20 protein-coding genes are annotated in these 22,448 nt (G+C 66.4%); 10 read left to right on the top strand and 10 right to left on the bottom strand.

Going from position 1 to position 22,448, the window contains the following annotated elements:
• The first annotated feature begins 83 nt into the window (after positions 1–83).
• On the top strand, positions 84–749 hold the full coding sequence (locus G9V96_RS02605; protein WP_168581642.1) for an MBL fold metallo-hydrolase: 666 nt from the start codon (positions 84–86) through the stop codon (positions 747–749).
• A 138-nt stretch (positions 750–887) separates the two neighbouring features.
• Here the strand turns inward: G9V96_RS02605 and ppgK are convergent, their stop codons facing one another.
• Positions 888–1,664 carry a polyphosphate--glucose phosphotransferase gene (gene ppgK, locus G9V96_RS02600; RefSeq protein WP_168581641.1) on the bottom strand — a complete coding sequence of 259 codons (777 nt, stop codon included), beginning with the start codon at positions 1,662–1,664 and terminating at the stop codon, positions 888–890.
• Between the two features lie 102 nt (positions 1,665–1,766).
• Positions 1,767–2,648, bottom strand: coding sequence for a type I methionyl aminopeptidase (gene map / locus G9V96_RS02595; RefSeq protein WP_168581640.1), 882 nt, complete (start codon positions 2,646–2,648; stop codon positions 1,767–1,769).
• A gap of 105 nt (positions 2,649–2,753) precedes the next feature.
• Here map and G9V96_RS02590 point away from each other — a divergent pair, with 105 nt between their 5' ends.
• Positions 2,754–2,981 carry a methionine aminopeptidase gene (locus G9V96_RS02590; protein WP_168581639.1) on the top strand — a complete coding sequence of 76 codons (228 nt, stop codon included), beginning with the start codon at positions 2,754–2,756 and terminating at the stop codon, positions 2,979–2,981.
• A gap of 137 nt (positions 2,982–3,118) precedes the next feature.
• Here the strand turns inward: G9V96_RS02590 and G9V96_RS02585 are convergent, their stop codons facing one another.
• Positions 3,119–3,526 (bottom strand): SRPBCC family protein, encoded by a 408-nt coding sequence (locus G9V96_RS02585; protein ID WP_168581638.1) that lies wholly within the window; start codon positions 3,524–3,526, stop codon positions 3,119–3,121.
• Between the two features lie 228 nt (positions 3,527–3,754).
• Between G9V96_RS02585 and G9V96_RS02580 the strand changes: the two genes are divergently transcribed.
• The 7 genes from G9V96_RS02580 to G9V96_RS02550 all read left to right on the top strand — a co-directional run bounded on the left by G9V96_RS02580 (position 3,755) and on the right by G9V96_RS02550 (position 12,537).
• A complete protein-coding gene (locus G9V96_RS02580; protein WP_168581637.1) occupies positions 3,755–5,092 on the top strand; it encodes a glutamine synthetase family protein in 1,338 nt (445 codons plus the stop codon).
• A gap of 3 nt (positions 5,093–5,095) precedes the next feature.
• Positions 5,096–8,143: a bifunctional [glutamine synthetase] adenylyltransferase/[glutamine synthetase]-adenylyl-L-tyrosine phosphorylase gene (locus G9V96_RS02575; RefSeq protein ID WP_168581636.1), complete on the top strand. Its 3,048-nt coding sequence runs from the start codon at positions 5,096–5,098 to the stop codon at positions 8,141–8,143.
• A gap of 40 nt (positions 8,144–8,183) precedes the next feature.
• Positions 8,184–8,882 (top strand): response regulator, encoded by a 699-nt coding sequence (locus G9V96_RS02570; protein ID WP_168581635.1) that lies wholly within the window; start codon positions 8,184–8,186, stop codon positions 8,880–8,882.
• Positions 8,883–8,922: 40 nt separating this feature from the next.
• On the top strand, positions 8,923–9,360 hold the full coding sequence (locus tag G9V96_RS02565; protein WP_168581634.1) for a universal stress protein: 438 nt from the start codon (positions 8,923–8,925) through the stop codon (positions 9,358–9,360).
• 20 nt (positions 9,361–9,380) lie between these two features.
• On the top strand, positions 9,381–11,273 hold the full coding sequence (locus tag G9V96_RS02560) for a GAF domain-containing sensor histidine kinase (RefSeq protein ID WP_226913398.1): 1,893 nt from the start codon (positions 9,381–9,383) through the stop codon (positions 11,271–11,273).
• A 234-nt stretch (positions 11,274–11,507) separates the two neighbouring features.
• Entirely contained in the window at positions 11,508–12,023 is a 516-nt protein-coding gene (locus tag G9V96_RS02555) for a MarR family winged helix-turn-helix transcriptional regulator (protein ID WP_168581633.1), read from the top strand.
• Positions 12,024–12,063: 40 nt separating this feature from the next.
• Positions 12,064–12,537: a helix-turn-helix transcriptional regulator gene (locus G9V96_RS02550; RefSeq protein WP_168581632.1), complete on the top strand. Its 474-nt coding sequence runs from the start codon at positions 12,064–12,066 to the stop codon at positions 12,535–12,537.
• Between the two features lie 233 nt (positions 12,538–12,770).
• Here G9V96_RS02550 and G9V96_RS02545 read toward each other — a convergent pair whose 3' ends face one another.
• Together G9V96_RS02545 and glnA are read right to left on the bottom strand one after the other, a co-directional pair.
• The gene (locus G9V96_RS02545) at positions 12,771–13,745 is read right to left on the bottom strand and encodes a 3-oxoacyl-ACP synthase III family protein (RefSeq protein WP_168581631.1); all 975 of its coding nucleotides are present in this window, start codon (positions 13,743–13,745) and stop codon (positions 12,771–12,773) included.
• A 488-nt stretch (positions 13,746–14,233) separates the two neighbouring features.
• Positions 14,234–15,658, bottom strand: a complete 1,425-nt coding sequence (glnA, locus tag G9V96_RS02540; RefSeq protein WP_168581630.1) for a type I glutamate--ammonia ligase — start codon at positions 15,656–15,658, stop codon at positions 14,234–14,236.
• A 673-nt stretch (positions 15,659–16,331) separates the two neighbouring features.
• Here glnA and G9V96_RS02535 point away from each other — a divergent pair.
• Positions 16,332–16,793 (top strand): RDD family protein, encoded by a 462-nt coding sequence (locus tag G9V96_RS02535; protein WP_168581629.1) that lies wholly within the window; start codon positions 16,332–16,334, stop codon positions 16,791–16,793.
• Positions 16,794–16,867: 74 nt separating this feature from the next.
• Here G9V96_RS02535 and G9V96_RS02530 read toward each other — a convergent pair whose 3' ends face one another.
• The 5 genes from G9V96_RS02530 to sucB all read right to left on the bottom strand — a co-directional run bounded on the left by G9V96_RS02530 (position 16,868) and on the right by sucB (position 22,402).
• Positions 16,868–17,599, bottom strand: coding sequence for a DUF4191 domain-containing protein (locus G9V96_RS02530; protein ID WP_168581628.1), 732 nt, complete (start codon positions 17,597–17,599; stop codon positions 16,868–16,870).
• A 17-nt stretch (positions 17,600–17,616) separates the two neighbouring features.
• A complete protein-coding gene (gene lipA, locus G9V96_RS02525) occupies positions 17,617–18,651 on the bottom strand; it encodes a lipoyl synthase (RefSeq protein ID WP_168581627.1) in 1,035 nt (344 codons plus the stop codon).
• A gap of 115 nt (positions 18,652–18,766) precedes the next feature.
• Positions 18,767–19,417: a lipoyl(octanoyl) transferase LipB gene (gene lipB / locus G9V96_RS02520; protein WP_168581626.1), complete on the bottom strand. Its 651-nt coding sequence runs from the start codon at positions 19,415–19,417 to the stop codon at positions 18,767–18,769.
• A 9-nt stretch (positions 19,418–19,426) separates the two neighbouring features.
• Positions 19,427–20,335 (bottom strand): TIGR01777 family oxidoreductase, encoded by a 909-nt coding sequence (locus G9V96_RS02515; protein WP_168581625.1) that lies wholly within the window; start codon positions 20,333–20,335, stop codon positions 19,427–19,429.
• 144 nt (positions 20,336–20,479) lie between these two features.
• Positions 20,480–22,402 (bottom strand): 2-oxoglutarate dehydrogenase, E2 component, dihydrolipoamide succinyltransferase, encoded by a 1,923-nt coding sequence (gene sucB / locus G9V96_RS02510; protein ID WP_168581624.1) that lies wholly within the window; start codon positions 22,400–22,402, stop codon positions 20,480–20,482.
• Positions 22,403–22,448: the final 46 nt, after the last annotated feature.

The raw sequence follows: 22,448 nt of genomic DNA, 5'->3' as shown, positions 1-22,448 counted from the left end.
TGCGCTGCGACCCGAGACTCACCCGGCGGACGCGCACGCTGAGACCATGACCTGGGGAAGGGCCGGGCCGTATGTTTGGGGCCATGTATGTGACACATCTGGGCCATTCCTGCCTTCTGGTCGAGATCGCGGACACCCGAGTGCTTCTGGACCCGGGCGGTTTCACCCCGGACTTCGAGCAGGTGCGCGATCTGGACGCGATCATCGTCACCCATCAACACCCGGACCACATCGATCACGAGCGGCTCCCGACGTTGCTGGCGGGCAACCCGCAAGCTCGCCTATATGCCGAACCGCAAACGGTGGGCACCTTGTCGGCAAGCAAAATCGAAGCCGAGAGCCTGGCCAGCGGCACCCCGTTCTTCCTTGGCGAGTTGCGGGTGGAGCCGGTAGGGAAACACCACGCGGTCATCCACGCCGATATCCCGCGCATCGACAACGTCGGCGTGGTGTTGCGTGCGCCGGGGGAGCCGTCACTGTTCCATCCCGGGGACGCCCTCGACGCCGACCCGGGGCAGGTTGACGTGCTGTGTGCGCCGGTGAATGCACCCTGGTGCGCGATGAAGGAGACCGTCGACTTCGTCCGCCGGATCGGCGCAGCCCGGGTAGTTCCGATCCACGACGGACTGCTGCAGCAGCGGGGCCGCGACCTCTACCTCACCCAGATCGGCAACCTCGCCGGGCAGAAGGTGGCGGGACTGCAGATTACCGACGCGGCCGGCCAGGGACGGATGCAGCTGGCTGTCTGAAAGCCGACCGTGACCGAGTCAGCGCAGGCCGCGTACGACTCGAAGGTCCCCCAAGAGGCCGGTGCCTGCTGGGGGACCTTCAAGTTCGGGCGGGAATACGGGTGGGTGTGCGTCGCCGCCGGACGTCGCCGAGTCTGTTCAGCGGGAAGCCTTGCCCTGCTTCACGGCCCAGGCTTGCGAGGCGGCACCGATGATGCCGGCGTCGTTGCGCAGTTTGGCCGGGATGATCGGGGTGCGCAGCTTGAGCAGTGGCAGATACTTGTCCGCCTTCTTCGAAACGCCGCCGCCTACGACGAATAGGTCCGGCCAGAACAGATCCTCGACATGAGAGAAGTAGCGTTGCAGGCGCTTAGCCCACTTCTCCCACGAAAGATCCTCGGCTTCGCGGGCGGCGGAGGAGGCGCGTTTTTCGGCGTCGTGCCCATCGATTTCCAGGTGGCCCAACTCGGTGTTCGGAACCAGGATTCCGTTGACGATGACGGCGCTGCCGATGCCGGTGCCCAAGGTGGCCACGATGACGGTTCCCTCGGCGTCTTTAGCCGCCCCGAAACGCAATTCGCCGATGCCGGCGGCGTCGGCGTCATTGAGTACCACGACTTCGCGGCCGATGGCGTCTGAAAGTAACGCTGCCGCGTCGGTGCCGACCCAACCCTTGTCGATGTTGGCAGCGCTGCGCACGATGCCGTGCGTGACCACTGCCGGGACGGTGACCCCAACCGGGGCGTCGCCGCACATGTGCTCGAATTCTCCGAAGATCTCCTTGACGACCTTGGCCACGGCCTTGGGCGTGGAAGACCCGGGGGTCTCGATTCGTACGCGGTCGGCCGCAAAGGCACCCTTGTCGAGATCGACCGGGGCGCCCTTGATGCCGCTGCCACCGATATCGATACCGAGCGGGGTGGGGGTGGAGCTCATCGTGCGTTCTCCTCAGTCCGTAACTAGGGCAATCAGCATAAGGCTGTCGCAGCATTCAACCGTGCACTCTGGGCGGCTCACAGCCCCGCGACTCGTGTCACATCAATCGGCCGGGGGAAGGGTGAGGACCTCTGCGCCACGAGCAGTAACAAGCAAGGTGTGCTCGAACTGGGCAGAGCGGGCACGATCAGCGGTGACTACTGTCCAGTCATCGTCCCAGACCTCGCAATCGGCGACGCCCAGGTTGAGCATCGGTTCGATGGTGAAGGTCATCCCTTCCTCCAGGATGGTGGCGTAACCAGGCGCCGCGTCGTAGTGCGGCACGATCAGACCGGAGTGGAAAGCGGTGCCGATGCCATGCCCGGTGTAGTCGCGCACCACGCCATAACCGAAACGCTTGGCGTAGCTTTCGATGACTCGCCCGATGACATTGAGTTCGCGGCCGGGGGCCACCGCTTTGATGCCGCGTCGCAGCGCCTCTTGAGTGCGCTCGACAAGCAGGCGGGACTCCTCGTCGACCTCGCCCACCAGGAAGGTCGCATTCGTGTCGCCGTGCACCCCGCCGATGTAGGCGGTCACGTCGATGTTGACGATGTCGCCGTCCTGTAGCGGACGCGAATCGGGGATGCCGTGGCAGACCACTTCGTTCACGCTCGTGCACACCGATTTCGGGTAGCCCCGATAGCCCAGCGTCGAGGGGTAGGCGCCCGCCTCGACCATGAATTCGTGCGCGACCCGATCGAGTTCGTCCGTCGTCACACCCACGGCCACGGCTTTGCCCGCCGCGGCCAACGCACCGGCGGCCACTGCCCCTGCTCGGCGCATCGCCTCGATGGTGTGCTCATCCTTGACCTCTGGGCCGGTGTACGGCTCCGGGGCCGGCCGGCCGACGTACTCAGGGCGGGTGATCGCGGCAGGCACCGGGCGTCGAGGGCTCAGGGTGCCGGGGGCGACCGGGTTCGTGGGCGTGGCGCGTGTGGTCATGGCCGCGAGTCTAGGTCGCAGCCCCGCACCGCCGACGAGCGGCGTCGGGCCTGCGCGCGGCCTACAGTGGGGCTGCTTGTCCTACAGGTGCCAAGGAGGCCAGCTGTGCAATACTGGTACAACATCCGAACCAAGCAGGTAGAGCCGGACAACGAGACCTCGCGCAAGGAGGATCTACTCGGCCCGTACAGCAGCGAAGAGCAGGCGCGTCAGGCGCCGCTGTCGACCGCTGCCCGCACCGAGGCCTGGGACGAAGAGAACCGGCGGCGCAAGGAAGAAGAGGCTCGCGCCGAGAACCGGGACCCCGACGAGCCCGGCTTCCTCGGTTTCTGAGGGTCTCTGGACCGGCTCCGCTGCGCCGCGCAGACACCCTGGGACGGGACCGGGTCGTCGAGGCGTCCGGCTGGGAACGCACCAGGCCCTCGGTCACCATTGCGGTGAGCGAGGGCCTGGTGGCTTAGCGTCGGTCCTTACATCTGGGTGAGTCGCTGCAGCGCTGCATCCCAACGGGCCAGGAGCGCCTCACGGTCGGCGTCTGAAGGCAGGTGCTCATGACGCAGGGTGAGGAGGGTTCCCTCGCCTTCTGGTGCCATCCGCAGGTCGACGAGCGTGGGCGGGGCATCCTCATCGGCGTGCCAGGAGACCCGGACCTGCTCTTCGGGGTGGTAACTGCGAGTCACGCCGTAGGTGCCGTCGCTGGCATGCCACGGGTCACCCTTATCGCCGAGCATCGCACCTTCACCGAGGAAGGCCTCGATGCCTTCGCGCTGCGTGAGGCGGGTCCAGACCTCGGCAACGGGACGGGGGGTGTGTTGCACGACCTCGACGGCTTCCTGTGACGGCTTTGATGCAGCCTCTGTGTCGTTCGAAAGAGTCATCCGACCTCCTCGATGCGGCCCGGTCGAGGCAGTCCCTCGACAGGGGAACTCATTCCCCCACGACACCATCATCGGCAGCCCGGCGCAATGACTTTCGGCCCTATTCCGGCAGCCGTCTGCGTGCTTCGGCTCACGTCTGTGCTTGCGGGCAGGATCCGGTGCCGTCCACGCCGAGCCCCGCCCCACCCTGCGGGCTGGGCGAGCCGTGATGAGGCAGGATGGGCTTTCATGGATCGGCAACAGGAATTCGTGCTGCGCACCGTCGAAGAACGCGACATTCGTTTCGTTCGGCTCTGGTTCACCGATGTGGTGGGCACCCTGAAATCCGTAGCCGTCGCCCCGGCCGAGTTGGAGGGCGCCTTCGAGGAGGGTCTCGGCTTTGACGGCAGCGCGATCGAGGGTTTCACCCGCATCACCGAGTCCGACATGCTCGTACGGCCCGACCCGGGCTCGTTCCAGGTGTTGCCGTGGCGGGGGAGCGCGCCGTACACGGCACGTATGTTCGCCGACATCCTCACCCCGGATGGCTCACCCAGCTATGCAGACCCGCGTTATGTGCTCAAACGCGCCTTGGCCAAAGCCTCGGACATGGGTTTCTCCTTCTACACCCATCCCGAGATCGAGTTCTTCCTCTTCGAGAGGCCGCTGGTGCCCGGGCAACCGCCGGTACCGGTGGACCAGGCGGGCTATTTCGATCATGTGGCCGCTGGCAGCGGCGCCGATTTCCGCCGCGAAGCCATCCAGATGCTGGAATCCATGGGCATCTCGGTCGAGTTCAGCCACCACGAGGGTGCCCCTGGCCAGAACGAGATCGACCTGCGCTACGCCGATGCCCTCACCACCGCTGACAACATCATGACCTTCCGCACCGTCATCAAAGAGGTCGCCGACCAGCAGGACTGCTTTGCCTCCTTCATGCCGAAACCGTTGAGTGATCACCCCGGATCTGGGATGCACACTCACCTCTCGCTGTTCGAAGGTGACCGGAACGCGTTCTTCGAGGCGGGCGCCCCCTACCAGCTCAGCAAGGTGGCGCGGCAGTTCATCGCCGGGATCCTGCGGCACGGCCGCGAGATCAGCGCGGTCACCAACCAGTGGGTCAACAGCTACAAACGTCTCTGGGGTGGGGGCGAGGCGCCGGCGCACATCTGCTGGGGTCACAACAACTCCAGCGCCATGGTGCGGGTGCCCATGTACAAACCGCGCAAGGAGAACAGCAGCCGCATCGAGGTGCGCACCCTGGACTCGGCGTGCAACCCCTACCTGGCGTTCGCGGTGCTGCTGATGGCAGGCCTGAAGGGGATCGAAGGGGAGTACCCGCTGCCCGAGGAAGCCGAAGACGATGTCTGGCTGCTCACCGACGCCGAACGGCAGGCGCTCTCCATTCGCCCGCTGCCCAATTCGCTGCATGACGCGGTCACCGCGATGGAATCTTCTGAACTGGTCGCCGAAGTACTGGGAGAGCAGGTTTTCGATGTCTTCCTGCGCAACAAGTACAGCGAGTGGGCCCAGTACCGCTCGCAGGTGACCCCCTTCGAGCTCGAGCGCCTGCTGCCGAATCTGTAAGCCATGGCCACCCGATCCCCTTCCTCCACGGGAGCGCTCGCCCGGCTGGGTTTCGATGACCCGCAGCGTGCCCTGGGGTTCATCGCAGCTGAGGTACTGGACGGGCTGCTGGACCGCGACAACGACGAGACCGGTTTGCTGCGCGCCGTCTGTGCCGGCGCCGACCCCGATCTGGCTCTGATCGGGCTGGTGCGTCTCTTGGAGGCGGCCCACGGCGAAGGACATCTGGGTCAGGCGGCGCACCGCGTCGCCGAACTGCACGACACCCTGCGCGGGCATGACCGCGAATGTGAACGCGCGTTTTTGCTGGCCCTGCTCGGCGGTTCCAGCGCGTTGGCCGATCACCTGGTACGTCATCCCGGCCATTGGGTGGAGGCGGCCCGGCCTCACCCGGCCACCCCCGCCGAGCGCACCGCGGCGATGAGGCTGGCCGTGGAGCCGACTACTCGGGGGCAACGCAGCGGTGAGGACGCCCTTCGGGTGGAGTACCGCCGCCAGATCATCGGGATCGCCGCTCGCGACCTGGCCGACCCGGACCCGCTGGGACTGTTGCCGCACACCGCCGCAGCCCTTGCCGACCTGGCCGCAGCCGCGTTGGAAGCGGCGCTGGCTGTGGCGCGCGAAGAACACCCGCAGGAAGCCACCCGCACCCGCCTGGCCGTCATCGGGATGGGCAAGTGCGGCGGACGCGAACTGAACTATGTCTCAGATGTCGACGTCATCTTCGTCGCAGAACCGGCGCCAGGGGTGAGCGAGGAAGCCTCCTTGCAGGCGGCGAGTGTGCTGGCGGCCACGTTGATGCGGGTGTGCTCCACGCCGACGGCCCAGGGGACGCTATGGCCGGTCGATGCGGCGCTGCGCCCCGAGGGCAAGCAAGGGCCCTTGGTGCGCACGGTGGCCAGTCATCGCGCCTATTACGAACGATGGGCCAAGACCTGGGAGTTCCAGGCGCTGCTCAAAGCCCGGCACGTGGCCGGTGATGAGGAGGTGGCCGCGGCCTATCTGGATGCGGTCGCTCCGATGGTGTGGGAAGCGGCCGGACGAGAGAACTTCGTCGAAGACGTGCAGAAGATGCGACGCCGTGTCGAGTCCCATGTCCCCTCCGGGGAGGCCGCCCGCCAGCTCAAACTCGGCGTCGGTGGACTGCGCGACATCGAGTTCTCGGCGCAACTGTTGCAACTGGTGCACGGCCGCACCGACCCCTCGCTTCGGGTAGGCAGCACCCTGGACGCGCTGGATGCGTTGGCAGCCGGGGGATATGTGGCCCGTGAGGACGCAGCCCAGTTGGCCGGCGCCTACCGGTTGCTGCGCGCCCTGGAGCATCGCATTCAGGTGTTTCGGATGCGCCGCACCCACCTCATGCCCACAGCTCAGGCTGACCTGCGTCGCCTCGGCCGGTCGCTGGGGGAACGTTCCCAGCCGGCAGAGGCGATCACCGAGCGTTGGCAGACCCAAGCCCGTGAAGTCCGCAGGATCCACGAGGCGCTGTTCTACCGGCCGCTACTGGCAGCGGTGGCGCGGCTGTCCACGCACGAGGCGCGACTGACCCCCGCGGCGGCCAAGGATCGGCTCGCGGCCCTGGGCTACCGCGACCCCGCGGGAGCACTTCGCCACCTGGAGGCGCTCACCGCCGGAACCAGCCGCACCGCCGCCATCCAGCGCACCCTGCTGCCGGTGATGCTCGGTTGGTTCGCCGACGAGGCCGACCCCGACGCGGGGCTGCTGGCCTTCCGTCAGGTGAGCGAATCCCTCGGGCGCACCCACTGGTACCTGAAGATGCTGCGCGACGAGGGCCGGGCCGCCGAGCGGTTGGCGCATGTCTTGGCTCGGAGCCGTTACGCAGCGGACCTGCTCGGAAAATCCCCGGAGTCGGTGCGGATCCTTGGCGAGGTCGAGGGGTTGCAGCCGCGCACCCGAGAAGCGCTGGTCGGCACGATGCGCCAAGCCGTGGGGCGGAAGGACGACGCGGACAGTGCCTTGACTGCCGTGCGGGTGGTGCGCCGCGAGGAACTCTTCCGGATCGCGCTGGCGAACCTGTGCGACAGCATCGACCTGGCCGGGGTGGGGGCTGCCTTGAGCGACCTCACCGAGGCAGTCCTGGAATCAGCTCTGTACGTCGCCACCACCTGGGTGGGTCACGAGCGGGGTGCCCCGGTACCGGCCGACATCGCCCTGATCGGGATGGGTCGTCTGGGCGGAAGGGAATGCGGGTTCGGCTCTGACGCCGACCTGATGGTTGTGCACCGTGTCCACGAGGGGGCCGACGAGCGTGAGGCCTATTCGGCCGTCGCTGCCGTGGTGCAAGAGTTGCGCCGCAGGCTGGGGCTGGCCGGCCCCGACCCCACGATCGGTATCGACATCGATCTGCGCCCCGAGGGTAAGGCCGGTCCGCTTTCTCGCACGATCGATTCCTACCGCACGTACTACGAGCGCTGGGCCGCGCATTGGGAGCGGCAGGCTTTGGTGCGGGCTCGCCCGGTAGCCGGGGATGTCCAGTTGGGGGAGGAGTTCGTGGAGCTGGCCGACCCGTTGCGCTACCCGCAGCAGGGCTGTTCGTCGGCCGCGTTGACCGAAATGCGCCGTTTGAAGGCGCGGATGGAATCCGAACGGCTTCCGCGCGGCGCAGACCCCAAGACCCATTTCAAGTTGGGTCGCGGTGGGCTATCGGATGTGGAGTGGACGGTGCAGATGTTGCAGATGCAACATGGGCACGCGATCCCAACTCTGCGCACCACCTCGACCCTGCCGGCTCTTGCCGCAGCCCAGGCCGCAGGGTTGCTCAGCGATGAGGACGCACAAGCCTTGCAGGAGGCGTGGACATTGGCCTCCCGGTTGCGCGACGCCGTCGTGCTGTGGCGCATCCGTGGGCAGGAATCGTTGCCCACCAACGTGCGTGACGCCGAAGCGGTGCACCGCATCATCGGTGGGGCGCCGGGGACCGGGGCCGATTTGTCGGAGCGGTACCGCCGCGCGAGCCGACGCGCCCGGGGCGTGACCGAGCGGGTCTTTTACGGCCGTGACGCCGCCTCCGGTACCGTCGATCACACATGATGCGTTCACCCGCGAGCGCCCTCGAACAGGAAGGACTCGGATGACGACGACCGTCTACCTGCTCGACGATCACGAGATCGTGCGCCGCGGCCTGCGGGAACTGTTGGAACTCGAAGACGACATCCAGGTGGTGGGGGAGTCCGGTTCCGCCGAGGAGGCCGTCCGGCGTATCCCCGCGCTACGTCCCCAGGTGGCCGTGCTGGACGCTCGGCTACCTGATGGCTCCGGGATCGAGGTGTGCCGGGCTATCCGCGCGGTGGACAGTGACATCGCCGGGCTCATCCTGACCTCTTTCGACGACGAACAGGCGTTGACGGCAGCGGTCCTGGCCGGCGCGGCGGGCTACCTGTTGAAGGACATCCGGGGCCAAGATCTGGTGGCTGCCGTGCGTACCGTCGCTTCAGGTGGCTGCCTGCTGGATCGCGAACGCGTCGAGCAGGTGCATTCTCGGCTCGGCAGTACCGAACCTGGCGATCCCCGGCTGCGCAGTTTGACCCCGCAGGAGCGGCGCATTCTGCTGCATGTCGCGGAGGGGCTGACGAACAGGCAGATCGGTGCCGAGCTGTTTCTGGCGGAAAAGACCGTCAAGAATTACATCACCGCAGTTTTGGCCAAGCTGGGCATGGAGCGCCGCACCCAAGCCGCGGTGTTCGCCGCGACCCATTCGGATGAGCTTTCCGAGCGCGCCGGGCGGGAACGCAGCACTCCTCGTCGATCACGCGGCCCCCACGGGACCTAGGACCCTGGCCCCCTGGTAGGGGGACGGCGACGCTTGACGCATGGTCAAGGAGCGCTGGGCGGCTGAGGCACGCACTTCTGCGGTCGTGCCCGATGTGGTCGCCGGGTTGCTTGCCGGCGCCACCACGTCAGCTGTGGCCAAGGCGGCGGTGCGTGAAGCGCTGGCGCGCGGTGCGCGCGTCCGCTTCTTGCAGGTGATGCGGTTGGGGGTCAGCGAGCAAGAACGCGCTGACAGCGAGGAGCGCACCTTCGCGGCCGCGTTGAAGGCGATTCGAGAAGCGCCTCGGGTCCCGGTGACGTTCGAAGCCGCTGAAGGCGAGCCTGGCCGGGTGCTTGTCGACCGCAGCATCGACGCGAGCGTGTTGGTCGTCGGCACCGACGACCCGTTGCTTCCTGCCTCGGTGGCCGCCTACTGCTTGGAACACGCCGCGTGCGATGTTCTGACGGTGCGCCCGAGCCGGGCCAAGATGGCTGGCTGAATCCGAACTACGATGGTGGGGTGAGCCAACCCGAGCAGAACGGGCTCCCCGCCCGAAGCGATGACCGTGGCGGCGCCGGGCAGTTGACGCCGCAGTTGCCGCGTCCGTCGGCGCTGGATCTTGAAGACCTCCTGGGTGAGATCCGGCGTCGTACCCAGGGTGCTCGCGATTCCCAGGAGCGGCTCGGAGCATTGCTGGATGCCGTCGTCGCGATCTCCAGCAATCTGGACCTGTCTGTCGTGCTGGCCCATGTGGTGGAGTCGGCGTGCACACTGCTCGGGGCCCAGTACGGAGCGCTGGGCGTGGTGGATCCGGGTGGACAGCAGCTCGCCGAATTCATCACGCACGGCATGGATAAGGAGACCGTCGAGAGTCTGGGGTCCCCGCCGCACGGCCTGGGCGTGCTCGGGCTTTTGCTGACCGAGCCGCGCCCCCGCCGCATCGACGACTTACGCGAGCACCCGGACGCGGTCGGGTTCCCGCCCGGGCACCCGGAGATGTCCTCCTTCATCGGTGCTCCGGTGCGGGTGCGCGATCAGGTCTTCGGCAATCTCTACCTGACCGAGAAACGCGGCGGCGGGACCTTCACCGAGGACGACGAAGCTGTGTTGACTGCCTTGGCGGCCGCGGCCGGTATCGCCGTTGATAACGCCCAGCTTTATCGTCGTGCTCGACGTAGCCAACAGTGGGCGCAGGCCGTGGGGGAGTTGACCCAAACCTTGCTCGAGGGACGTAACGAGCGTTCCGCGATTGCACGCATGGTCAAGCGGGCGCGTGACCTGGCCGATGCGCAGTTGTCGGTCTTTCTCGTACGCGACCCCGAGGGGGGCTTGCTGGCGCAGGCTGTCGATGTCCAACATGCCCAATCCGCAGAGCTGCTCGGCAGCGTGTTGCATGACCGGCGTTGGGAACTGCTGTTGAGCAGCCGAACCCCGGTGCTGCTGGTGACCAGCCCGGATGATCTGCACCGCGGCGAACTCACGGTGCAGCTGCGGGAGCGGGCCGGCCTGGACCCGTACGGAACGACCTCCATCGTCCCGCTGACCGTTGGTGAGGTGGAGCTGGGACTCATTGCGCTGAGCTGGGGCCTGGAGGCTCCCTCAGAGATGTTGGAGTCGGTGGAGCTGCTTTCCTCCTTCGCGGACCGAATGGGCTTGGCGGTAGAGGCGGCTCGGGCACAGCGGCAGCGTTCCCGGGCGGTGCTGCTAGAGGACCGGGACCGGATCGCGCGCGACATGCACGACCACGTCATCCAGCGGCTGTTCGCGGCGGGGCTGTCGCTGCAAGCCGTGACCCGCCAACTGGACGGCCCGCTGCGGGACCGGGTGGAGGGTGCCGTTGACGATCTGGACGCCGCTATCAAGGACATCCGGTCAGCCATTTTCGAGCTGCATCACGGCTTCCCCGAAGGTGGCCTCGGTCCTGAGCTGGAGGCGGTCGTCGAACGCGCCACTGCAGCGTTCGGGTTCGTACCCGATGTGACTTTCGAGGGGCTGCTGGGCGACGTCCCGGCCGAGCTCGAACCGGACGTGGTCGCGGTCGTACGTGAGGGTCTGTCCAACGTCGCCCGGCACGCCCACGCCACTGACGCCCAAGTCCGGGTCAGTACCGTGGACGACTTGGTGATCACGGTGCGGGACAACGGAGTCGGCGTGCGTGCCGATGCTGCCTGCAGCGGCCTGGCGAATCTGGACGAACGGGCTCGTAGCCACGGCGGTTCCTTCGACGTGCAATCCCTGGACCCCGGCACCCAGATTCGCTGGTCGGTTCCCCTAACCGGACAGGATGTGCTGGGCGTGAGTGCGCCGCAGGCCTGCGGTATCCCCGCAGGCGGCGGATCAATAAAGTCTCCCGCGCAATTGGCTTCGCCGCTCGCCAGAGCACGATCCAGCAGCGGCGCGGCCGAGGAATGAACCGGTAGACGGGTCCGTGAACTGCGCCGTGCCCGGCGAACGCCCGTTGTCGGCGGCCCCGGTTTGCACCCGCCTGGCACCCCGACTCGACGGGCCACTCGGGTATGCAGATCTAAGACCTACTGGATGCTCTGCGGGCACTCGAACGGATCGCACACGACCGACCACGTCAGGAGAGACTCAGGCTTGACGGTCACGCAGGTCCGGGAACCAAGCGGCGCGTAGGCTGGCGACATGCCGAGTCTCGATGAATCCCAGGACCCGGACGCCCAGGACACCCGCTGGCTGACAGCCGAGGAGAGAGCCGCCTGGCTGGGCCTCAACGGTGTGCTGCTCAAACTTCCCGGGCTGCTGGATGCCCAACTGCAACGTGACCGCGGCTTGACCTTCTTCGAGTACATGGTGCTGGCGATGCTCGCTGAGCAGCCTGACCATCAAGAACGGATGAGTCGACTCGCCGTTCTCACCTCCGGTTCGCTCTCGCGGCTCTCGCACGTGGCCAAACGTCTGGAGCAACAGGGGCTCATCACTCGCTCGACACACGAAGCGGACCGTCGCTCCACGAACGCCCAGCTCACCGCCGAAGGGTTGGCAGCCGTCACCGCCGCGGCTCCGGGCCACGTCGCGGCGGTTCGCCAACTCGTATTCGACGCACTGAATCCCGAGCAGATCGAGGCACTCACGCTCATCACCGACCGGATGCTCTCGCGGATCGACCCGGAGGGTTCCACCCGGCCCGCAACACCGTAGATCGCCCGATGCACACACCAGGTTGGTGTACCTTTTGGGGGTGACCGATGATGCTGCTTTCGATGCGCTGCTTGGGGTGGGTATTCAACAGATCCGCGAGTCGATGGGGCTCACTCAGGCCAGGTTGGCCGAGGCGATGGTGGCGCGTGGGCATGCCTGGCACCAGCAGACGGTCGTCAAGACCGAAAAGGGCTTACGGCCACTGCGATTCGTGGAAGCGCTGGCCTTGGCGGACATCCTGCACGTGGACGTCACCGCGCTGGATGGGCGCCGCCGAGAGGACGTCGTCGTCCAGCAGATCCGCCGCCACCTGCACGAATGCAGCGAGGCGACGGCGGCGGTCCAGAAAGCCACCCAGCGTTTGGATGCCGCCCGTGCAGGCCTGGCCGAAGCCTTGCGCCAGGGCGGATCGAAGGTACCCGAGCCGCTGCGCGAGGCTTCCCGCACGGTGCTGCACGGGCAGTTCCCGCAACCCGTCTATGGCTATGACGTACCGTCTGCCGAGCAGAGCTGACCTGTCAGCCGGTGGCGGCGACCCGGCAGGTGCCGGCTGGCCAGCGGGTGAGATACAACATCCGGTGATGCACCTATCGGGGGGAACAATCCCCGCTCCCCGAGTGTCTATCACGGTGCACGGGAGTCCTGACCCGTGTGTACTCGGGGTGAAAAGTCGGCGCCCCCGGACCGCGTCCGGGGGCGTCGACGAACCCTGACAGGCAGACCAGCTGAGGATCGCAACACGCAGAGTTACCAGCGCAATAGCGCCAACCCGGCGGCCATGCCGCCGCCGAAACCAGCCAGAAACACCGTCTCACCCGGTGCGATCGCACCCTGTCTGGCGGCCGCGTCCAAAGTGATGCCCACCGAGGCCGCGCCGGTATTCCCGTAGTCCTCCAAGGTGCGGTGCACCTGCGCGGAACCCAGCCCGAGCAGGGGGACCAGCTCATCCAGCATCACGCCGTTGGCCTGGTGCGGCACGAAGTGGTCGACCTCGTCAGGGCGTACCCCCGCCTCGGCGAAGAACGCTTCGACCAGCGGCGGAAGTTCAGTCAGGACAAAATCTTTGACGGCGCGGCCCTCCATCGTGAAATAGGCCAAACCGGTTTCGTAATGTGAATCCATCAACGGCAGACGGCTGCCGCCAGCCGGCACCATGATCTTGTCGTTAAGCGCGCCGAACGTGTGCAGCCCGGTGTGCAGAATGCCGTGGCCAGACTCCGACGGACCCAACGCCACCGCGCCCGCGCCATCACCAAACAAAATGACGGTGCGTCGATCCTCAGGGTTAAGGATCCGCGAATACACGTCGGCCCCGATAACCAGCCCTCTGCCCGGTCCACCCTGCAACATCTTCGTCACGGTGGCGGTCGCGAACACAAAGCCGCTGCACACAGCGTTCATATCGAACGCTGCCGCGTTGTGAGCCTGCAGATTGTCCTGAACATAGGCCGCAGTCGGGGGCTGCGGGTGGTCCGGTGTCGAAGTCGCCACCACGATGTAATCCAGATCGTCCGGGCGCAGACCCGCCGACTCCAGCGCAGCGCGCGCTGCCTCGGTCGCCAAGTCGGAGGTGGCCTCGTCATTGCTGACCCACCGCCGGGACCGGATACCCGTCTTACCCGAGATCCACGCATCATCGACGCCCGCCCGCGCGCCAACCTCATCATTCGAGACGACCCGGTCCGGCAGATAGGAGCCAGTACCCAGAACAGCGATGGTCACGTTAGTACTCCGTTCCCTGGAGGGCCCCTCCAACAGCGGCCCGGTCTACACCTCGAGTCTGACACCACCACCTACCCCGAAGTCTCGACCGAATGACGTGAGCATCAACACCCGCCGCCACCGCCAAAGCTGCCCGCCCGTACACAGCCACATACGCACAAGCCCGGCAGGAGCAACTCCTACCGGGCCGTACACGACCACACAGATGCCAACCTCATGCGACGTCTGAGTGCGGTTACGCCGGTGGCAGAAGGCTCGCTTCGCTCGCTCCTACCACCGGCTGCGCGCGGTTGTGTGGGTCAGATGACTGTTTTCATGCGACATCTGAGTGCGGTTACGCCGGTGGCAGAAGGCTCGCTTCGCTCGCTCCTACCACCGGCTGCGCGCGGGTGTGTGGGTCAGATGACTGTTTTCATGCGACATCTGAGTGCGGTTACGCCGGTGGCAGAAGACTCGCTTCGCTCGCTCCTACCACCGGCTGCACCTTCTCAGATGTCGTAGTACATCTGGAACTCGTACGGATGCGGCCGCATCCGCAACGGCGCCACCTCATTCTCCCGCTTCCAATCAATCCACGTCCGAATCAAATCCTCCGTGAACACATCACCCTCAAGCAAGAACTCGTAGTCCTCCTCCAGAGCATTCAACACTTCCTCCAACGTGCACGGAACCTGCTCAATATTCGCGTGCTCCTCCGGAGGCAGCTCGTACAAGTCCTTGTCAATCGGCTCCGGCGGCTCAATCCGGTTGCGGATGCCATCCAAACCAGCCATCAACTGCGCCGCAAACGACAAATACGGGTTCGCCGACGGGTCCGGGATCCGGAACTCGATCCGCTTCGCCTTCGGTGAAGCCCCCGCAACTGGGATACGGATGCACGCAGAACGGTTACGCGCCGAGTACACCAAGTTCACCGGAGCTTCAAAGCCCGGCACCAGGCGGTGATACGAGTTCGCCGACGGGTTCGTGAACGCCAACAACGCCGGGGCGTGCTTCAACAAACCGCCGATGTACCAGCGCGCCAGGTCCGACAACCCGCCGTAACCCTGCTCGTCGTAGAAGAGCGGCTCGCCGTCCTTCCACAACGACTGGTGGGTGTGCATCCCCGAACCGTTGTCCTCGAACAGTGGCTTGGGCATGAAGGTCGCGCTCTTGCCGTACTCCCAGGCCGTGTTCTTGATGACGTACTTGAACTTCATCACGTCATCACCGGCCTGCAGCAGCGAGTTGAAGCGGTAGTTGATCTCCTGCTGACCCGCCGTGCCGACCTCGTGGTGGCTGCGCTCGACCTCCAGGCCGACCTTGGCCATGTTCAGGCACATCTTGTCCCGGATGTCGGCGAAGTGGTCCACCGGCGGGACGGGGAAGTACCCGCCCTTGAAGGCCGTCTTGTAGCCGCGGTTACCGCCGACCTCCTCACGGCCGGTGTTCCACGCCGCCTCGATCGAATCCAGCTTGTAGAAGGTCGACTGAGGCGTGCACTCGAAACGGATGTCGTCGAAGACGTAGAACTCCGCCTCTGCGCCGAAGAACACCGTGTCCGCGATACCCGTCGAGGCCAAGTACGCCTCCGCCTTCGCCGCAATGTTGCGCGGGTCGCGACTGTACGGCTCGTCCGTAAACGGGTCCACGATCGAGAAGTTGATAATGAGCGTCTTCTCCACCCGGAACGGGTCCAGGTAGGCCGTCGTCACATCCGGAACCAGCTTCATGTCCGACTCGTGGATCGCCTGGAATCCGCGGATCGACGACCCGTCGAAGGCCTGCCCCTCGGTGAAGAAGTCGATATCGACCGTCTCGGCCGGAATGTTGAAGTGCTGCATGACACCCGGCAAGTCGCAGAACCGGATATCGACGAACTTGACGTCTTCGCTGGCGATGAAGTCAAGGACCTCTTGTGGGCTGGTGAACACACCGACCTCCTCATAGAAGGGCGCGCCAGGGCGGGCCCCAACACGAACTGTTGAGGACGACGTTAGTCGCCAACCGTTACCTGACCATCACCGCCATGTTTCGCGCGTGTTACGCCACCAAGCGCACCCCGGCCCCTGCGCCTACCCGATCTCGGCCATGGCCGGGGTAGCGAGACTCAGACTGAACCCTGCGCTGAGCGCCACGGCAGCGATCTGACGAGCGACCATCTGACCACACCTCTCGTTCGTCGCCGCACGCCCCGGCACCGTTGTCGGGGCACGTCACGACTCCTCCACCTCGAGGAACACGAGGAACACTGCACCGTGTGCGGCAACTCAACGGCCCTACGAAACCACACGATTCGCCGCAATGAGGGGGCGGGTCCCTCCGCCAGGAACAGCGCAGGCCTCCTGGCACTCCCTGCACGTCACGCCGACCCCGGCCTTGTGGCTGCACCCCGTCGAACGCTGGGATGCCGGACTCGCCCGCCGCACACTGCAGTGCTCGACCCACCGCTGCATGACTGAACTCGAACGCGGCATCGTGGCCTGGCGCAGAACTGGAACGCCGACCCACCACCTTCGTGTGGACCAAGGCCGCCGATGCGACCTTCGAAACGCTCGCCGGCTACTGCCAACGAATCAACGACTCACAGAAACTAGAGTGAGACACGTGGTAGACCGCTCAGACATCGGCTCCTGGCTCTCCGGGCCGCCCCGGCGAGAAGATCCAGAAGACTATCCAGGGCGCCGACTCGGCCTGCCCGAACACGGCCCCGGTTCGATGCCCACCTTCGGCCGGCGCCTCATCGCCTTCTTCGTCGACGGAGTGCTGTGCCAGATCATCGCGATGGGTCTGCTCGGCTACCGCCAGGGCGAGGGTGGCCTCGGAGTGTTCCTACCCACCCTCGCCTTTCTGGTGATGCACCTGCTCATGGTCGGCACCGGCGGGTACACGATGGGCCACCGCCTGCTCGGGATGCGCCTGGTCCGCCTGGACGGCGGCTGGCCCGGACCGCTGCGAGCGCTGGGGCGCACAGTCCTGCTCGGGTTGTTCATCCCCGCCCTCATCGCCGACCGCGATCAGCGCGGACTGCACGACCAACTCGTCGGCACCATGCTCATCCGTACTTGAACCCCACCACGCGCACCGTGAACGAAAGGGGGCCCACCGCAAGCGCGGTGGGCCCCCTTTCGACAGGTCGTGAATCAGCGCCGTTGACCGCGGCCCATCGAACGCACCTTCGCAGGGTCGATCCCGGCCGGGATCGGGGGGCGCTGGGCACCCAAGGCCCGGAGCCGACGGTCCACTTCGGTCACCTCGTGCTTGGTGATGGTGTTCTTCAACTTGCCCATCCGGCGGACCAACTCCCGGGGAGTGACAACGCCCTCGCCCTCGCCGGAGCCGATCCGGTACACCGTCACCGGCACGTTCGGGGTCAGGCGCTGAACCTTGCGACGCTCCGAAGTGAGCAGCTTGGTCGCGCGGCCCGTCGGACCCTCGCCGATCAAGACCACACCCGGGCGACCGACGGCCCGGTACACCATCGCGGCGTCGGTCATCGCAGCCGAACGGCCGCCCTCGACCGCCACCGGAGTCTCCTGATAGGCCCACCCTCGGCGCAAGCCCTGCAGGGCAGCACCGGCGGCGCCAGGGCGACCGTCAAGGGCGTTGTAGGCAGCTTTCTCGGCCCTCTTGGACAGGAAGAACGTCGCGGCCAGCAACCCCAACGGGGCGAAGACGAACATCCAGTACCAGGGGTGGCCAGTAGCCAACCCGATGAGGAAGCCGACAAAGATGACCGCGAGGAACAACCCCACCAGCCACAGTGGCAGCTTCGGGTCATCGGTCTTGGCCAGCGAATAGATCTGCCGGAGCTTCTCGAAGCGTTGCTTTTTCTGCTTCGGGGCTGCGGTAGCCCCTTTCTTGGTGCGCGCCATCGCGGGCTCGGAACTCCTTAACTGGCCTTGGTGGTCGACGACAAACGACGTTCGACGAGGGTGGACGCCTCCTGGCGGGCAGGGGTGTCAGCGCCCTGCGCCAAATGCGCGAGATTGTCGGGTAGCGGGCGTCCGGAACGGCGCATCGCCTGCGCCCAGAGCCGACCCGCGCGATAGGAGGATCGCACGAGTGGGCCTGCCATGACCCCCAAGAAGCCGATCTCTTCAGCGAAGTTCGACCACGAGACGAACTCTTGCGGCTTCACCCAACGAGCAATCGGGTGGTGCAGCGGCGATGGACGCAGGTACTGGGTGATGGTGAGGATGTCGCAGCCGGCTTCGCGCAGATCGCGGATGGCCTGCTCGATCTCCTCCTGCTCCTCACCCATCCCCAGGATGAGGTTGGATTTGGTGACCAGTTCGGCGTCGCGAGCCATCGTGATGACCCGCAGCGACTTGTCGTAGGTGAACGCGGGCCGGATCCTCTTGAAGATCCGCGGCACGGTCTCCAGGTTGTGCGCGAAGACCTCGGGACGGGCGTCGAAGACCTGCGAGACCAATTCCGGCTTGGCGCCGAAGTCAGGGGGCAGGATCTCGACGCCGGTGTTCGGGTTGAGTTCGTGAACGGCGCGAATGGTGTCGGCGTACAAACCGGCGGCGCCGTCGGGACGGTCATCACGGGCCACTCCCGTGATCGTGGCGTAGCGCAGTTCCATCGATGCGATCGACTCGGCGACGCGGCGAGGCTCATCCAGGTCGAGCTCTACGGGGCGCCCGGTGGCGATGTCGCAGAAGTCGCAGCGGCGCGTACACACATCGCCGCCGATGAGGAAGGTCGCTTCCCGGTCTTCCCAGCATTCGAAGATGTTGGGGCAGCCGGCTTCCTGGCAGACGGTGTGCAGCCCCCCGCTGCGGACCATGCTGTGCAGCTGAGCGTATTCGGGGCCCATCTTGGCAGTCGTGCGAATCCACTCGGGTTTGCGCTCGATGGGCGTCTCGGCGTTCTTAGCCTCGACGCGCAACAGCCGACGGCCCTCTGGTGCGACAGTCACGCGGGACTCCCTCGGTTGACGTTGGGCTTTCCAGGGTACCCGCCACAGACGTGGACGCCCGTCCACCCTGCCTCGGAGCGGACTCGTCGACGCTGGGCAGCCACGGCCGCAGGGTTCACGCGGAAGGGACTGCGGCGGCGTCCAGGACCTGGGCGAGATGGTTTTCTGCCAGCGGCAAGACCTCGGAGACCGGAACGGGGCGCTGCAGCTCGAAGGAAAGGTTCGTCACCCCGGCATCGGCGATGCCGCACGGCACGATGACTTGGCCCCAGGACAGGTCGCAATCGGCATTCAAGGCAAAGCCGTGCATCGTCACATCCTGGCTGACGCGGATCCCAATAGCCCCGATCTTGCGCTCCGGACCGCGATCATCGGCACTGATCCAGACCCCGCTGCGCCCCGCCACGCGCCCGGCCGAGACCCCCAGATCGGTGCACACCCGAATCATCATCTCTTCCAAGCGGCGCACGTGGGCCACAACATCGACCGGTGAGCCCAGCCGCACGATCGGGTAACCCACAAGTTGCCCCGGGCCGTGCCAGGTGATCTTGCCGCCGCGGTCGACCTCCACCACGGGGGTGCCGTCGAAGGGGCGTTCGTGCGGCTCAGTGCGCTTCCCCGCGGTGTAGGTCTGGGCGTGTTCCAGCAGCAGGGTGGTGTCAGGCAATTCTCCGGAGACAACCTGGGCGTGCACCTGCTTCTGTCGTTCCCACGCCTGGACGTAGTCGACGTAGTCAGGGGCGAAGCCGAGATGTTCGAAGCGCATGGGGTCAGCCTACGCAGTCGCCCGAGCGGCGTCGGCGAGCCAGCGCATCGCTGACTGCGGATCCGGATGAGTGAAGGTGAAACCCGAGGCGAGCAGCACCGGGGGAGTGACCCGCTGGCTACCCAGGATGTCCTCGGCGAATTCACCCAGAGCCGCGCGCAACGCGAACGCCGGGGCGGGCAGTACCGCCGGACGTCCGAGAGCCTCCCCGAGCAGGCGCATCAGTTCCCGTTGACGTTCCGGGGCAGGGGCAACGAGGTTGACCGGCCCGGTGATGCTCGGATTGTCGATGAGGTGCATCAGCGCTGCGACCTCATCGGGCAGGGTGATCCACGGCCAGTACTGTTCACCGCTGCCCAGCGGCCCACCCAGGCCTAGCTTGGACAACGGCAGCACTTTGGCCATCGCCCCGCCCTGCGGGGAGAGCACGATGCCGGTGCGGGCCAGTGCCACCGGGTGACCGGCTCGGGTAGCGCGCTCGGTCTGGGCTTCCCAGGCCTGGACCACCTCGGCGAGGAAGCCGCTCCCGGCCGCGCTGTCCTCGGTGAGAACCTCCTCGGCGCGGTCGCTGCCGTAGAAGCCCACCGCGGAACCGCTTACCAGGCGTACCGGGCGCTGGAGGCGGGCCAACGCAGCCGCGATCGTGCGGGTGCCTTCCACGCGGGAGCTCTTGATGAGTTTGCGGTACTGCGGCGTCCAACGTTTGTCGCCGACCCCGGCCCCGGCAAGGTGCACGACGGCATCAACATCCGCCAGCGCCGCCGGGTCGAGGTCGCTTCCGGGTTTCCACGTGATCTCTGCCGCGGTGCGCGCCGGTCGGCGAACCAGGTGCAGCACCTCGTCGCCTCGGGCGCTCAGGGCGCTGGACAGGGCGGTGCCGATGAGCCCGCTGGCTCCGGTCAGGGCGATACGTGACATGTGTACTCCTAGGGCAAAACGGTGACGACGCAAACGGTAATCGCGCAAGGCCACAGCGAGGGTGCGGTGTAGATAACCGAAGGCCAGCCCCCGGCCGGAGGATTCTCCGCTGGTCAGGGGCTGGCCTTGGTCGAGACGTCGAGATCAGACCTCGAAGGCGCCTTCCTCCAGACGCTTCTTCAGCGTCGAGAGGAACTTGCCGGCCAGCGCGCCGTCGACGACGCGGTGGTCGTAGGTCAGCACCAGGTAGCACATCGAGCGAATGGCGATGGAGTCATTGCCGTACTCGTCCTGGACGACCACCGGACGCTTGACGATCGCGCCGGTGCCCAGGATGCCGACCTGCGGCTGGTTGATGATCGGGGTGTCCAGCAGTGAGCCGTTGCTACCGATGTTGGTGATGGTGAACGTGCCACCACCCAGCTCATCTGGGGTGACCCTGTTGGTGCGGGTGCGCTCGGCAAGGTCAGCAATCTTGCGAGCGATACCGGCGATGTTGAGGTCGCCGGCGTCCTTGATGACCGGTACGAGCAGACCGCGTTCGGTGTCCACAGCGATCCCGAGGTGCTCGCCACCGTGGTAGACGATCGAGTCGCCCTCCACACTGGAGTTGAGCTGAGGGAAGGCCTTGAGCGTCTCGACCGTCGCCAACGAGATGAACGGCAGGTAGGACAGCTTGACGCCTTCGCGACGCTCGAACTCTGCCTTGTTCTTGGCCCGCAGCGCCGCCACCCGCGACATGTCGACCTCGACGACCGCGGTCAGCTGTGCTGAGACCGAGAGGGACTCGACCATGCGCTGCGCGATGACCTTGCGCAGGCGGGTCATCTTCTCGGAGGTGCCACGCTTGTCCGAAGGCGGGGGAGTGGCAGCGCTCGGCGCCGTCGCCGGGGCGCTGTCCTGCTGGGCAGCAGGAGCCTGCGGCGCGGGAGCCTTGGCGGACTCCTCAGCCGCCTTCTTCGCCTCTTCGGCTGCGCGAGCAGCGTCCAGGACGTCCTGCTTTCGGATCCGGCCACCGACACCGGTCCCCTTCAGCGTGGACAGGTCCACGTCGTTGTCAGCCGCGAGCTTGCGCACCAGCGGGGTGACGTAGGCCGATGCGTCCTGCTCCTCGGCCTGGCTCGGCGGCTGGGCAGCTTCCTTCTTGGAGGCTTCCTTGGACTCATCCGCCGGGACGGACTTCTGAGCGGAGTCCTGCTTGGGGGACTCCTCGGCGCCCTTGTCCGCAGGCGTGGTCTCGGGCTCGGGCTCGTCTTCCTTGTCCGCGGTCGAGTCGGGCTCGTCTTCCTTGTCCACGGTGGGCTCGGGAACGTCCTCCTGAGCGGAGGGCTCCTCGTGCTCCTCCTTCTCCTGCGCCTGGTCCTCATCGCCGGCAGGTTCGCCGCCGACAATGGCCAGCGCGGCTCCGACCGCGACGGTCTCGTCTTCCTCGACGAGGATCTTGGTCAGCGTGCCGGCAACCGGGGAGGGGATCTCGGTGTCGACCTTGTCGGTGGAGACCTCGAGCAGCGGCTCGTCGACCTCGACGGTGTCGCCGACCTTCTTGAGCCAGGTGGTGACGGTGCCTTCGGTGACCGACTCGCCCAGAGCCGGCATCGTGACTTCCTCGCCGCCGCTGGTGCTCGACGAAGATGAGGCTTCGGGTTTCTTCTTGGGTTCCTCGCGAGCGGCGGAGGGTTCCGTGGGGGTCTCCTCAGCCGATTCCTTGGACTCCGCCTCGGCCTCGTCGGACTCCTTCTTCGCCTCGGTGTCCGAGCCCGCCTCAGCCGAGGCCTGCTCATCCTGGGCGTCGGCGCTGTCATCGGAGTTGTCGGAGCCGCCGGAGGGCGCCCCATCGCCGATGACGGCCAAGTCGGCGCCGACCGCGACGGTCTCGTCCTCTTCGACGAGGATCTCTTGCAGGGTTCCCGCGACCGGGGAGGGGATCTCGGTGTCGACCTTGTCGGTGGAGACCTCGAGCAGCGGCTCGTCGACCTCGACCGTGTCACCGACCTTCTTGAGCCATGTAGTTACGGTGCCTTCGGTGACCGACTCACCAAGAGCCGGCATGGTCACGCGTTCTGACATATCTGGTGTCTCCTCGGTGTGCGGTGTTGACAGCGAGTCTAGAAGA

Origin of the sequence: Gephyromycinifex aptenodytis (assembly GCF_012277275.1) — a bacterium.
Classification (GTDB): Bacteria; Actinomycetota; Actinomycetes; order Actinomycetales; family Dermatophilaceae; genus Gephyromycinifex; species Gephyromycinifex aptenodytis.
Note: the sequence above shows the minus strand (reverse complement) of the source record. Positions and strands in the feature narration are given on the sequence as shown.